This is a genomic window from Trichocoleus sp. DQ-A1 (assembly GCF_039961955.1).
Lineage (GTDB): Bacteria > Cyanobacteriota > Cyanobacteriia > Cyanobacteriales > FACHB-T130 > FACHB-T130.
Genome location: NZ_JAMPKE010000015.1, coordinates 85,596 through 98,820, shown reverse-complemented (window position 1 = coordinate 98,820; position 13,225 = coordinate 85,596). Strand labels below are relative to the sequence as shown.

Here is a 13,225-nt window from a genome sequence, read left to right as displayed (position 1 = left end):
GTACTTCCGCTTTGACTGAATACTTAGTTTTAATGTAATTAATGAATGCAGTACAGCCAAGCTAACTCTGTAAATCTCCTAGATCAGAATTATCGGAACATTTGTTTAACTTATCTAATTCTGTTCTTCTAAAATTGGCTTGAGCTGGCATTTCATGATTTCAACCAGTCGAGAAATAAACTAAATTCAGTCTCTAAGCAATCCCAGCTTAGGTATTTTGACGTGGCATTTGTTTAATTGGTGATTATTTCATCAAATCTTTAAAAATCCTGATAGAATTTGTTCGTAGTTTTATGAAACATTTCTTTAGGGTTTGTATCTTGGAAATAGGGATGAGCAAATACTCAAGCAATTGGAAAACACAAGGGTGAACCTAATGAGTATGATCTGCACAGACAAACAGCCGAATACCCTAGAAAGTATTGCACTCGCTTCAGCAGAAAGCGTACAAGCAGCTAAAGTCGTTCGCTCGCCTAAAAAGCAGCAATTCGATATCCTGCGCCCACTCCGTCAATGGCTGGACGGAATTGCGATTTCTGACCGTCAGATGGCTGAGCTTCTCGCAAAGGCGATTCCGGCACAGTGCCCCTTTGAGCGTGATATCAAGCTATTTGGTCACAAAGTAGGACATATTCCTCCGTTGTGCAAACTGAATCCGTTTTATGACCAACTGGTAGGATTGCGTTTTCGGGCGCTTTGTTATCTAGTCGATCAATGTGGTGTGGATATCCAGTCCTACATCTAGAGAAAACTAGAGCAAATTGTGCTAAGGCAAGCATACACTTTCTGGCGATCGCCAGATGACAGTAAAGGTAAAGGTTCAGCATCAGCCCAGTCAATCGCATCTCACCCAGTTGGGCGTCTCCGCTAGACCCATTTGGATGAAAGAAGTTTCCGAATTTTCCTAAACCTACGACGATCCGGAAACTTGCTAGTTTTTAGAAGAGGATGTCACTGTAACGCCGGAAGATGGAAGGCTAGTGCAAAAGGCCAAAGGCGACTTGAGTAACTCCCGCCAGGATGCCTTGCACTTGCAAGATGAAAGATTTTAGCCAGGTAACGCTGCCAACTGCGACTCAATTTCATCGGAATTGAGCTTCTGACCAATAAAGACTAACTGAGTTTGCCGGGTTTCCTGTGGTTGCCAGGGACGGTCATAAAATTGATCGAATCTCGTTCCCACTCCTTGTAATACCAGCCGCATCGCTTTGTTGGGAACTGCCACAAATCCCTTGATTCGATAAATTTCCTGTTGTTGCACCAACGCTTCTAACTGTTCTTGCAACTTCTGGGGATCGAAAGTACGGTTTAAAATCACTTGAGTTGAGGTAATTTCTTCGTCGTGATCGTGGTCTTCTTCAGTGTCGTGATGACTGGGACGATTATCTAAGTTGTCTTCTACGGCACTCTGGAAACCCAAGAGAACCTCCGGATCTAATTTTCCGCGATCGCTCGGTACCATCTTGACAGCACGAGATAGTTCTCGTTCAATCAACTTCACGACCTCAGCCTGCTGCGTAGCATTCACCAGATCGGTTTTATTCAACACCACCAAATCGGCACACGCCAGCTGATCTTCAAAAAGTTCTTGCAATGGGGTTTCGTGTTCCAGGTTGGGATCTTCCTGGCGCTGTGCGTCCACCGCTTCGGGATCGCTGGCAAAGGTTCCCGCCGCCACCGCTTCGCAATCCACGACGGTAATCACAGCATCTACCGTCGCTGCATTGCGAATTTCAGGCCAGCGAAATGCCTTCACCAGCGGTTTTGGTAACGCCAATCCCGATGTCTCCACTAAAATGCAGTCGAGACTATCTCTGCGCTTCAGCAGTTCTAGCATCGTCGGCAAAAATTCTTCCTGAACCGTACAGCACAAGCAACCATTGGTTAATTCAACAATGTTGCTGGTGCTGTCGGCTTCTTCTTCTGGACAGTAGCCACAAGAACGCAGCAATTCGCCATCAATCCCCAATTCGCCAAATTCGTTGACTAAAACGGCGATGCGGCGTCCTTGATTGTTCTGTAGCAGGTGGCGAATCAGAGTTGTTTTACCACTCCCTAAAAATCCGGTGATAACAGTGACGGGAATTTTGGTAGCCATTGTTTGAAAAGTGTTGAGTTTTGAGTTTTGAATTAATCATTCAGTACCAAGGCAGCTAGGGTGTATCTCTGTTTCTTTACAAGTGCCTTGTATACACGATTGACTATTCTAGGCTGAAAGCTGAAATTTAGGTGGATGGCGCGATCGCATCTAAATTCTGGATGTCTTTCCCTGTAAGAATCTCATTATTAGATAAATATAAAAACTAAATGCTTGAACCCCTTGTGTAGCAGCTATTTCAAAAATAAGAGACGTTTTCCGTACTACCTTGACAGGCAATCGGCTGGCTCTTTTGGCGACGTGAGTCTATTAACAACAAATAAAATACAGTTATCTCCATCAGCCGGTGCAAGGTGAGTGCATTCCCCTTAACAGGCTGAAAGATAGTTGCTGGTGAACAAGCTCTATACTAAATCCAACCTTTTACCTCAGCATCAGTAAGCGATCGCTCCAATTCCAAATACTCGCTTTTAGCCGCTTGCCGCCTATGTTTCATCATCACCACTTCTCCTGCACCGCTGGTACAGAAGCGTCATTCAAGCCAATGATTTTTACTTGTTTTCACGAAAAAATATTGAAAATTTGTATACATAGCTACTTATTTTTTTAGTTCAAAGAAAGATATTGAGGTCATTATTTTTACTTGTTTTGATGAGAAAATATTAATATTCATGCACATGAATACTCAATCTATTTATCTAAAGATATTATTGAAAAAATTCCTGACACTGGCACGTAGAGGTCAATAATTTATGGCTTACGAACGAGTCTCCAAACGCTCCTCTGGGAATTCTCACATCCATAAAAAAGATTCTCGCTGGACTACCCCTGCGATGCCAGTGCAAGCTAAACCAGTTTCTGCGTCGCCACAAGAGCAGGAACTACCAAGTTACACTCCACTACCCGCTAATTGGGCGACTAATAATAACTTGATGCGGAGTCTGTCAGGGGCGGGAGTAGTCCAGCGTCAGGAAGAGTTGGGCAAAGAGGAGCTAGAACCGATTCAAGCGAAGCTTACCATTGGTCAGCCCGGAGATCAATATGAGCAGGAAGCTGACCAAACGGCACAGCGAGTCGTAAATCAGATTAACGCACCAGTTTCCAAGCAATCATCTCAAGGTAAGACTCTCCAGCGCGAGGAGATGCCTGAAGAGGAAGAACTTCAGATGAAACCCGAATCTGGTATCGTCCAGCGCGAGGAAATGCCTGAAGAGGAAGAACTTCAGATGAAACTCGAATCTGGTATCGTCCAGCGTGAGGAGATGCCTGAAGAGGAAGAACTTCAGATGCAGCGTAAATCAGATAGCAACCCAATGGCGGCTACACCTGACTTGGAAGCATCTATTCAACAAGCCAAAGGAGGTGGGCAACCGCTTGCAGACAATATCCGAGAACCGATGGAACAGGCATTTGGGGCTGACTTCAGTGGCGTCAACATCCATACAGATGCTCAATCTGACCAGATGAATCAATCCATTCAGGCGAAGGCATTTACAACGGGGCAGGATGTCTTCTTTCGCCAGGGGGCATACGATCCGGGGAGTCGGGGAGGGCAGGAGTTGCTTGCTCATGAGTTGACTCATGTGGTGCAGCAGAATACGCAAAATGCCAAAATTCAGCGTGTGGAGCAAGGAAAGGGGAAGGAAGAAGCAGCAGAATGGGTGAAGAAAAATCCGAGACCAGAAGGTTTAACGCCTTATAACAGGAAGCAGAAAAGAGCAAAACAACCTAGCGATTCCGAACAAAATATAACCTCGACTAATCTGGGACGAACAGAAGGAACGAATGAGTTTCTAAAAACTCTACAAAATCCAGAAACGCTTAAAGCATATCAAGAACTTGAACAATTAACTGGGAAAGATATCCTCAAACAAGCAGGTATTTGGTCCGTAGGTAAAGGGACTTTTGGGACAGTGTTTCCCTATAAAAAATCAGGAAGTTCAGATACCGATCCTGCTACTCATGTAATTAAGAAAGAAAACCTTGGTAAAAGAAATTATGATGAACGAAAAGCCGAACGTAAGCGAGCTATATATATTCCTTTAGTTGCTCATGAGTTGGGATTTACGCATATGCCGCTTTCTACATCAATGCCGCAAGATAGCCAGGTAGAGAGGCAGAACAAACAGAATAATATTCTTTCTAATCTAGCACCAGGAAAAGATGGCAGCAAAAAGATGGCTGCGGCATCAAACCCTGACTATGCGTTTGAAACAATAGATAGAGAGTTTGATGATTTTGTAAAAAAGGAGACAGGGAAATTCAGATCCGATATTTCAAAGGGAGACCTAGAGGAACTCAAAGAAAGATTTGGATATATCGAAAGATTGAAGGAAGCCGAAGAAAAATTCAGTTGGAAGAATAAAATTCAGGAGCTGGATGTAGATGAGCAGCAAATTCAGGATGTAGTAATCCTCGATATGCTGTTTCAGTATCAAGATGGTTCATATACTCAATATATGTTCGATCAAGGTGGTTTACAAAAGATTGATAATGATGATTATGGCATAGGAAAAGTGGATAGAAATCGAACTGAAGTATATTCAAGCTCATTTCCCGTAGGATTACCTAACGCAAATAAGCTTCTTACCGAGGCTACTAAAAAACGCATTTTAGAGATGGATGCGGAACACTTAAAAAAAATCCTTAAGGCAGCTACATACAAAGACGAATCTGGCAACAATCCAAAAGAAAAGCAAAAGCAACAGGTATTTGATGAAGCAAAAGCTTTACGTAACTTAGAAGATATCCAGTTTCTAATAAAGAAAGCAGAGGAATATGGTGGCATCTCACTCCGAGAAGTGTTTGACTTATACAATGCTAGAGATGAAGATGAGGTTCTCGATCCTGAAAGTAGCAAAGCAAAAGGCTGTGAGTCACTGATCAAAAAAATAACCAAACAAGAGGAAGTTTCACCTAGTCAGCTATACAATATTTTAGGTGTTGAAGTTCCTACAGCACGACAAGACCTTTTTCAAAATTATCCTGATGTCCATAAAGAATTAGGAGGCATTGACAAAGACCGTCAGCAGGAGCTACAGGAAGAACGTAAACAAAAGGGTTATGCTCCAAGTATTAAAGACAACCCAGAGTTTATAGAAGCTATCAAGGAACGCTCAAATGCACTTCGACCAGAGCGCCAAAAAGTTATTCAAGAACAGCAACAAGCTAAAAATTTGAAGGCTTTGCAAAAGCTAATTAATGACATACCTAGTCAATTTAAATCATTAGGAAATATTAAGGTAGATGAGCTTTTGAAATCAGCGCAAGACATTAAAGATACAGAGCAAATCGAAGGTAACGATCATAGATTTAGTCAGCTCAAGAACTGGAAAGCAAGACGCACTAAAGGCAAAATTCGAGAAAAAATCTCTGCACATAAAGGCTATAGCTATGGTACAATACAAGATTTGTTAAATAATGCAGAAGCGGAAAGTTCAGCCATTAATCATGGCAGAATTAAAAGTAAGGCAATGTATCCTGTGAATGTATTCCGCCTTCAGAAACTCATTGAAGAGAATAAATCTTCTCTTAAAAAGAGAACTGATTTACTCAACGATCATATGGACAAAATAGTAAACAGTATTAAAACTTTAGATCCACTTCCTCTTAAAGAACTGAGAATTCTTGGTGATATTCGCTTAGATGTAAAGCCAAAATTAGAAGCTGATATATATGCCTTAAATAACTTGATAGGGCAGCTAGAAAAGATAGTGAATAATGTACTGAAACATAAAGAATATGTCAAAGTTTTTGGGGAAAGTAATGTTTTGGAGGAGTATATTGTGAATTTTAAAAATGTCATTGAGTTATATAAAAAGGCAGCTCAACGGAGTTGGGTACCCTGAGAATATGAACCGTGTTCTTGACAAAAAAAGACTCTGCCTCAACTCCTCTACTCTTCCAAAAGAAATTAATCGCCTTCACTCCACATCATCCGGTAAGTCTTTATCGTCATCCCAACTTACTCCGGAAAATATTGCGATCTCTCACTTCCACAGAACAACAATTTAAGTAACAGGATAGTGCGAGCGGTGATTTTTTAGGGTGCGTCTCAATGTATTTTACGAAATGGGATCGCGTTTACTTTGTTGAGAAAGCAGGAGAGGATGCGATCGCTCCAGTTCTTGACTCTGCTGCTCAGTTGATCTAGTAGCGAGAACCGCTATAAACTACAGATGAACGCAGATATTCAGTTTGCCCAAGGACTTTTTGGATAAGTTATAAGTCACTGGGTGAAGATAAACGCAACTCACGCTCGTGCTTCGTGGTTCATAGTTCGCAAGTAATTTTCTATCCCCCGATGAACTATGAACCGTTTCATTACTTAGGTTGTTTTGTGCAACCCTACTTGATTAAGCTTGTTGCCACATCTCCTGAATTTCACCTGGGAGATAGCTAGCAACTTCCTGAATTCGTTCGGGAGATAGCTCCTCTTTGGTTGCAGAAAATACAGCTTTAATAATTGTTTCTGCGTCTCTTTCGGGTAAATTACCCTCTTGCCTCAGCCGAACTAAAAAGTTCTCCGGTTTGATTTTTAACTGGGGTCTTATTTTGCTTAAGAAACTGACAATTGGATTGGTGTCTTCCCACAAATCTTCCACTTCATCAGTTGCTGACTTGTCCAGTTCTTCCTCGACTCGCTCCACCGCTTCATTAGACATTACGTCGCGCATGGTGCGGAAGACTACTTCAGCCGCATTTTTTGCTTCATCCAGATCATTTAAGTTTCCTTTTGTCTTGACTTTCTCTAAAAATGCGTGGTGTGATGCCATAATTTTCTGCAAACCCTAAAATTATCAAACTTGATTCAATGAGCGCTCTCAAAATGGGACGCTCAAACTCTAGTTAATTTAGAAAAGTAATTTAATTCTTACGTCTCTCTGAAGAAGTAAATAATTTTTCGTAACTTTCTATCTGAATTTTCAGCCCATTAAATCGTTAGTTGCTGTATTATTAGCCATTTGGTAGAGTAGAAGATATTACCTCCCAAGCGGGATGTGACTTTCTCGGTGTGTGGAAGCGCTGATACAACCGCTGCAATTTTGTAGATTTCTCAAAAGTCCATACACTTGAAATTCAGAAAATGAAACCCGTTCATTCCTCGCCTCAAAATCGCTTCCTTCCTAGCAACTGGCGAATTGAGCAACTGCCTGGATTAAGTGCTGAAAATCAAGCTGGATTAAGAGACTGTGGCATAAAAACCACTTTGCAACTACTCCAGCAAGCCAGTAGCCCAGTGCAAAGGCAAGCCTTAGCTACTCAGTTACAGATTCATATTCAACACATCAATAAATGGGTGGCTTTGGCGGACTTGTCTCGCCTTCCGAGTGTGGGTTGCGAATATTGTGGGCTGTTGCTTCATGCCGGAATTGCTTCTTGCGCCCAACTCGCGCAAACGCCCGTTGAAAGGATATATCAACAAATTTTGCGGCTCCAAGTCGCCACTCTACAACGCCGGGATCTCTGTCCCACGCGGGGCGCGATCGCACAATGGATTGACCAAGCGCGTGCAGCTACGCGATCGCCTTCTTGCAGTCGCGTTTAAGAGACATTTCCTATCATCACGATGCCCGATAAAAGCTGACAATCCTGAAAGCTTGATGATAATGGCTTCACCATCACCCAGCCTCCAGGATTGTAGAAAATCGTGTGTTGTAGTCTAAGAGTCTTGAGGGAGCGTCAACTTATTATTCGGCAGTTGCGAGATCCGTGCTGCCGCGAGTGCGTTTGCGTGTCAGCGTGTTGAACAGCATCTGACCAATTGCCTTGATCAAGTTGCCATTTAATTCTTGGAACAGCTTCATATTCATGGCAAAAGCATCATTGGCTTCATCCACAATCTTGTCTGCTGTGGCGTCATCAATGGGCAGATCGTTCATGGCTTGGCGATAGGTTGCCTTGAACGCCTTTTCATCGTCAATTTCTTGAAATTCGTAGAAAGCTGTCCCTTGCCCATCCGTGAGGTTCATCGCCCGTTGAGCAATGCCCTTGAGGATTTGACCGCCGGACAAGTCGCCAAGGTAGCGGGTATAGGAATGGGCAACTAACATTTCTGGGGCTGAAGTCGAGACTTCGCGGATGCGCTGGATGTATTCTTCAGCAGCAGGCGAGGCAGAGATTTGTTCGCGCCAGTTGGTGCCGTAGTAGTAAGCGAGGTCTTGTTCTAGGCTCTTTTTCCGGTTTAGCTGGGGAAAATAAATCTTAGACAGAATGGGGTGTTGCCGGTGCCCTTCCATCTCTTCTTCCATTGCGGAATAGACGAAGTAGAGGTTCTTTACCAAATTCCGGTAAGAGTTCTTCTCAACAACGCCTTTTAAAAAGCACTTGACAAAACCAACGTTTTCCGCCATTGTGTGGGATTTTTTGGTTCCCTCACGCAATTTGGTTGCTAAATTGCTGCTCATGCTAAATTTCTTATCCCTAAAGTCTACGGAGGAGCGTACCGATCTTTTCCACGGCTTGAAAACCGCTAAAACGTTAGATTAGACTGATTTGCTGAGAATTTTCATTAAGAATTTTGAACATCGGCAGCTCTTGAGGCTAAGTCGCGGGGAAGCAAGGCAGCGACGATTTGGAATTCTAGATCGGGCTAAAACGTCGCTACAAAGCAGCCGCTAGGCTCTCCGTAAACATTTTATAATTTCTCATTTTCTGGGGATTAGGGAAATCAACCCACTAAAAAGGGCGGGTTTCCCCGCCCTGAAAGGCTAATCGATGCCTCATCGTTACCCACATTTAAAAGCTTGAATGCCAAAGCTTGAAACGATGGAATTCAGGTAGATACATCTGTATTGAAAGAAGGCTTTGATAGATATCTAGAAAAATCCGCTTCAGTCAGGGGAGTGTCAAGTCCTACTGTGCTGTCTGACTAGAACCAAGACTTGCTTGAATATCCGGAGGCAGAATTACTTTGTCAACAACGTGGATGACGCCGTTGCTGGCTGGAATATTCGGCTGGATCACCTTGGCGTTGTTTATGGTGATTTCGCTGCTGGCACTATCAACCTTAACGGTGACGGGGGTACCTTCAACGGTTTTCACTTCGCCGGACTTTAGTTCGGTGGAAGAGATTTTACCTGGCACCACATGGTAGCTCAGAAGCTTGACTAGAGTTTGTTTGTTTGCTGGTTGCAGGAGTTTGTCCACAGTACCGGCTGGTAAAGCGGCGAAAGCGGCATCAGTCGGTGCAAATACCGTGTATGGCTTGTCTCCAGTTAATTGGTCAGTCAAGCCTGCTGCTTGCACTGCTTTAGTGAGAGTGGTGAAGGAACCATTGCTCGCTGCTGTTTGTGCCAGTTCTCCCAGGTTTTTGTCTTCGGTTGCCGCACCATTGGCTTCCGCACCAGGGGAGGTGGTAGGAGAAACTTCAGCACTGGGTGAAGTAGTAGTTGCAGGAGCTTCAGCAACTGGTGATTCGGTTGTTGCGGTCGAATCGCCCGTCGGAGCTTGGTTCGCTGTGTTTGCACCAGGCTGACCGCCGCAAGCAGAGAGAACGACCAGGCTACCAACACCGATGACGCTGAACAACAGTTTTCCTAAACTTTTCATGAATGGCCTTTTGGTAAAGATAAATTACAGAGCTATTTACAAAAGTTAATAATAAATTGGTCAAGAGCCTCTCAGCCTATGGAGGTATTTAGAAACGCGATCGCGTCTCTCTAAGGAAAGGTGTTACCAGGCTAATGCCAGCCCATCGGCGCGGGGTTCGGAAGCGGCAACCAGTACCCCGCCTTGCCGCAAGATGATCTGCCCCTTGCCAAACATTCCGGGTTCTGCACTGATTTGGATATCATGACCGCGTTCAGCCAGAGCTAAAGCAATATTCCGGGGCACCATCTGTTCTAAAAGCACTGTCTTACCCGTAACAAACCGCCACCTGGGTGCATCCAGCGCTGTTTGGGGGTTCATCCCATAGTCTAGGAGGTTGACAACGACTTGCAGATGTCCCTGCGGTTGCATGGGTGCCCCCATGACGCCAAATGGCCCCAAAGGTTGATTGTCTTGCGTCAGAAAGCCGGGAATAATCGTGTGAAAGGGGCGTTTAGCGGCTGCCACTTGATTTGGGTGTCCCGGAGTTAGGCTGAATCCCGATGCCCGGTTTTGCAGGGCGATGCCGGTATCGGGAACCAGAATGCCACTGCCAAAGCCACTGTAGTTGGATTGGATGAAAGATACCATCAGTTCGCCGTCAGCTGCCGCTAGATAGACGGTGCCTCCCTTGGGCAAACCAGGCTGAGCGATCGCAGCTTCTTTTCCAATCAAACAGCGTCGTTCGTCAGCATAAGCTTTGTTTAGGAGATGTTCTACAGGCACCTCCATAAACCGAGGATCGCCAATATATTGATGTAAATCTGCAAAAGCCAGCTTCATCGCCTCAATTTGCAGATGGTAGCTAGAAACTGATTCGCGGGGGTAATCGGGCAGGGGATAACCTTCGAGAATATTCAAAGCCATTAGCGTCGCGATGCCTTGAGTATTGGGAGGAATTTCCCAAACGGTAATGTCCCGGTAGTTGGTGAAAATCGGCTGCACCCAGTCGCAGGAGTGGGTTGCCAAGTCAGATGCTGTCAAAATACCGCCGGTTTTGGCAGCAAAGTTAGCGATTTTTTCGGCAATTTCCCCTCGATAAAAGCTTTCCCCTTCCGTTTGGGCGATCGCTCTTAGGGTTTTGGCATGAACCTCACTCCGCCAAATTTCCCCAGCGGCGGGTGCCCGATTTTCTGGAAAAAATACTTTTTTAAATGGCTGAAACTCTGGTGCAATCAGCGGCAAATAGATTGCCTCGGCTCGCTTCCACGCCCGTGCCGTCTCCGGTGACACCGGGAAACCTTCTTCAGCGTATCGAATCGCCGGGACAAATAGCTGCTCAAACGGTAGCTTTCCCCAACGCTTCCATAATTTTTGCCATCCCGACACCGCGCCCGGTACGGTGACAGTCAGCCAACCCAGATCCGGGAATTGCTGCATCCCAGCAAAAGCATCTACATTGAGATGCTGGGGACTGTTCCCCGAAGCATTCAATCCGTGCAATTTCCCATCCCAAACTAAAGCGAAAGCGTCTGCACCGATGCCGTTGGAGGTGGGTTCTACCACAGTCAGCGCGATCGCCATCGCGATCGCGGCATCCACCGCATTTCCCCCAGCCATCAGCATTTCCATCCCAGCCAAAGCCGCCAGAGGTTGGCTAGTTGCCACAGCACCTCGCTGCCCCATCACCACTCGTCGGGCACTAAAGTAGGGATAATCGGTTAAATTTTCTGGCGGCATTGCATTTTTAAACCGGGCAATTTATAGCTGGATTAAAGCGGGAAACTCTGTACCAAAGTTGTCTGGACTGCCCCCTGTTCAGCCGGTTCGATCGTATTCATTAGAATAACCGCACTGCGTCCATTTGGGGCTAAGCGCACTTCTCTGAGTGCATATTTCATCGTATTATCGCGGTATGTATTCAGGCTGCTCAGGGTACGTCTCCGATTGTTGTAAATAATCTCAAGTTGTAGGGCAGCACGATCTGTATCCGCATTTCCTCCATACGCAACTGATGGGATATATTTTTGCCGCATTAATACCTGTAGAGGGTCTTTCTTATTCTTCACTAAAAAGGTATAAACTTCACTTCCATCTGGGTTGGTGACGCGAGAAAGAGCAGGCAGTCTTCTTCCTGCCGCTGGACGATTTAATTTTAATTTGTACCGAATTACCGCAGTTTTTTTTAGTAATTCTGTTTCAGCGGCTTGAGTCGTTGGGCTTGAAGATTCCTGAGTATTTTCTGTTTCTATACAGCCATATTCAATGCAAGAATTTGTAGGTGCATTTACGATTTGCAATTGTGCTTTAGGCGTTTCCGTAATCGGGTTTCGATAACTTTCTAGATAAATATAGTGACGACTATCAGTTGAGAAACCTGATAGTCTACGACTGGTTTTGAAAATTTCCGCGAGTGCGTCTGAAGATATGAAAATCGTCGCAACCACGACAAAACTCAGTGAAATTACGGGTAAACTTTTCATGGCAATCTTATTCTTTTGAATGCAGAGATTATTTGATTTTAAATTTTTACTTGAGGATTGACAATTTCTTTTAAATTAGCGAAACACTCAGTTCCTGCTAAACTGTTACCCGCTCAGCCTAGAAGCTTCTGCACCCTAAAATTCCTTAGAGTCAACTGTAATAGATATTTCCTGGGAGGGATGCTTTTTAGTATTTTTGCTTAATAAAACTAGGAGTTTAGAGTCAGCGAGCAAACCCCACATTGGCAACAACAAAAGCATCCTCTCTAACCCCCTATTTAAAAAAACAGCGATAGAATATCATCCGTTAGCTCTAAACACTCAAGAAAATTTCAGCATGAACTTTTTTACCTACCTGTTGCACTTAGCCGGATCGGGTGCTGGGGCTTACATTGGTGCCCGCCAAATCCGCGATCCTTTAACGCGCCCAAACGTCCTCGCCGGGTTCCAACTGGCAGAATCTGGTTCAGTTCCATTTCTGCAAGCCTTGAGCGATCGCGCCGCTGCTGAAGGCGATACGTGGCTAGCTGAAAAACTTGCCCGCCACGCCTCTGATGAAAAGCGTCACGGTCAAATTTTTGCCCAAGCGCTGAAGCGGCTGAATAAGCAAGTCATTGACTTCAAGAAAGCCGCTGAAGCTAAGCCAGAGGGTAAGCCGGATGAACGCCGCCGCAGTCCCTTTTTTGAAGCTTACTTTGAAGGATACTCCCAAGAAAGCTTGAAACCGCAGAATATTGACTGGGTGGTGTTCATGGCTAGCACGTATATCCTAGAACTGGATGCCAGCAAAGACTTCGTTCGCATGGCTAATGTGTTACCAGAGGATGAACCGAACAGCGCTAGCTTGAAAAAGGGACTCCTCAGTATCGCCCACGACGAAACCGGACACGCCGCTTATCTTTTAGAAGCGCTAAAGCGTCGCCTCCCAGATGCAGCAGTAGAAGAGATGGTGGATGCGTGGCGGACTCGCAAGGTGAATGCTTTGTTGGCAATGGTGACAAATCTGATGCAGAAAAGCGGACAGATGCCTTCTCTGGTTCAGGATGGCGTTCCCACAGAAATGTCTGAGGAAGCAGAACTAGCGGTAGCTTAACCTATTTTCTCGTTCGCTGAT

Annotated in this window: 10 protein-coding genes; 4 read left to right on the top strand and 6 right to left on the bottom strand. The window is 44.8% G+C overall.

Features of this window, described 5'->3' with window-relative positions:
- The first annotated feature begins 382 nt into the window (after window positions 1–382).
- On the top strand, window positions 383–745 hold the full coding sequence (locus NDI33_RS16080; protein WP_190410141.1) for a Mo-dependent nitrogenase C-terminal domain-containing protein: 363 nt from the start codon (window positions 383–385) through the stop codon (window positions 743–745).
- 303 nt (window positions 746–1,048) lie between these two features.
- Here NDI33_RS16080 and cobW read toward each other — a convergent pair whose 3' ends face one another.
- Entirely contained in the window at window positions 1,049–2,098 is a 1,050-nt protein-coding gene (gene cobW / locus NDI33_RS16075) for a cobalamin biosynthesis protein CobW (RefSeq protein ID WP_190675366.1), read from the bottom strand.
- A gap of 752 nt (window positions 2,099–2,850) precedes the next feature.
- Between cobW and NDI33_RS16070 the strand changes: the two genes are divergently transcribed.
- On the top strand, window positions 2,851–5,946 hold the full coding sequence (locus NDI33_RS16070; protein ID WP_242033110.1) for a DUF4157 domain-containing protein: 3,096 nt from the start codon (window positions 2,851–2,853) through the stop codon (window positions 5,944–5,946).
- 507 nt (window positions 5,947–6,453) lie between these two features.
- Here the strand turns inward: NDI33_RS16070 and NDI33_RS16065 are convergent.
- Window positions 6,454–6,873: a DUF2267 domain-containing protein gene (locus NDI33_RS16065; protein WP_190527020.1), complete on the bottom strand. Its 420-nt coding sequence runs from the start codon at window positions 6,871–6,873 to the stop codon at window positions 6,454–6,456.
- Window positions 6,874–7,184: 311 nt separating this feature from the next.
- On the opposite strand from NDI33_RS16065, the gene NDI33_RS16060 reads away from it, so the two are divergent.
- On the top strand, window positions 7,185–7,646 hold the full coding sequence (locus NDI33_RS16060) for a DUF4332 domain-containing protein (RefSeq protein WP_190675364.1): 462 nt from the start codon (window positions 7,185–7,187) through the stop codon (window positions 7,644–7,646).
- A gap of 142 nt (window positions 7,647–7,788) precedes the next feature.
- Here the strand turns inward: NDI33_RS16060 and NDI33_RS16055 are convergent, their stop codons facing one another.
- From NDI33_RS16055 to NDI33_RS16040, 4 genes are all read right to left on the bottom strand, one after another.
- Entirely contained in the window at window positions 7,789–8,505 is a 717-nt protein-coding gene (locus NDI33_RS16055) for a heme oxygenase (biliverdin-producing) (RefSeq protein WP_190429697.1), read from the bottom strand.
- Between the two features lie 448 nt (window positions 8,506–8,953).
- Entirely contained in the window at window positions 8,954–9,649 is a 696-nt protein-coding gene (locus tag NDI33_RS16050; protein ID WP_190527026.1) for a fasciclin domain-containing protein, read from the bottom strand.
- A 123-nt stretch (window positions 9,650–9,772) separates the two neighbouring features.
- Window positions 9,773–11,368: a gamma-glutamyltransferase family protein gene (locus NDI33_RS16045; protein WP_190675362.1), complete on the bottom strand. Its 1,596-nt coding sequence runs from the start codon at window positions 11,366–11,368 to the stop codon at window positions 9,773–9,775.
- A gap of 32 nt (window positions 11,369–11,400) precedes the next feature.
- Complete coding sequence (locus tag NDI33_RS16040) at window positions 11,401–12,111, bottom strand: DUF2259 domain-containing protein (RefSeq protein WP_190675360.1); 711 nt, start codon at window positions 12,109–12,111, stop codon at window positions 11,401–11,403.
- Window positions 12,112–12,448: 337 nt separating this feature from the next.
- Here NDI33_RS16040 and NDI33_RS16035 point away from each other — a divergent pair, with 337 nt between their 5' ends.
- Window positions 12,449–13,204 carry a ferritin-like domain-containing protein gene (locus tag NDI33_RS16035; protein WP_190410114.1) on the top strand — a complete coding sequence of 252 codons (756 nt, stop codon included), beginning with the start codon at window positions 12,449–12,451 and terminating at the stop codon, window positions 13,202–13,204.
- Window positions 13,205–13,225 lie beyond the last annotated feature (21 nt).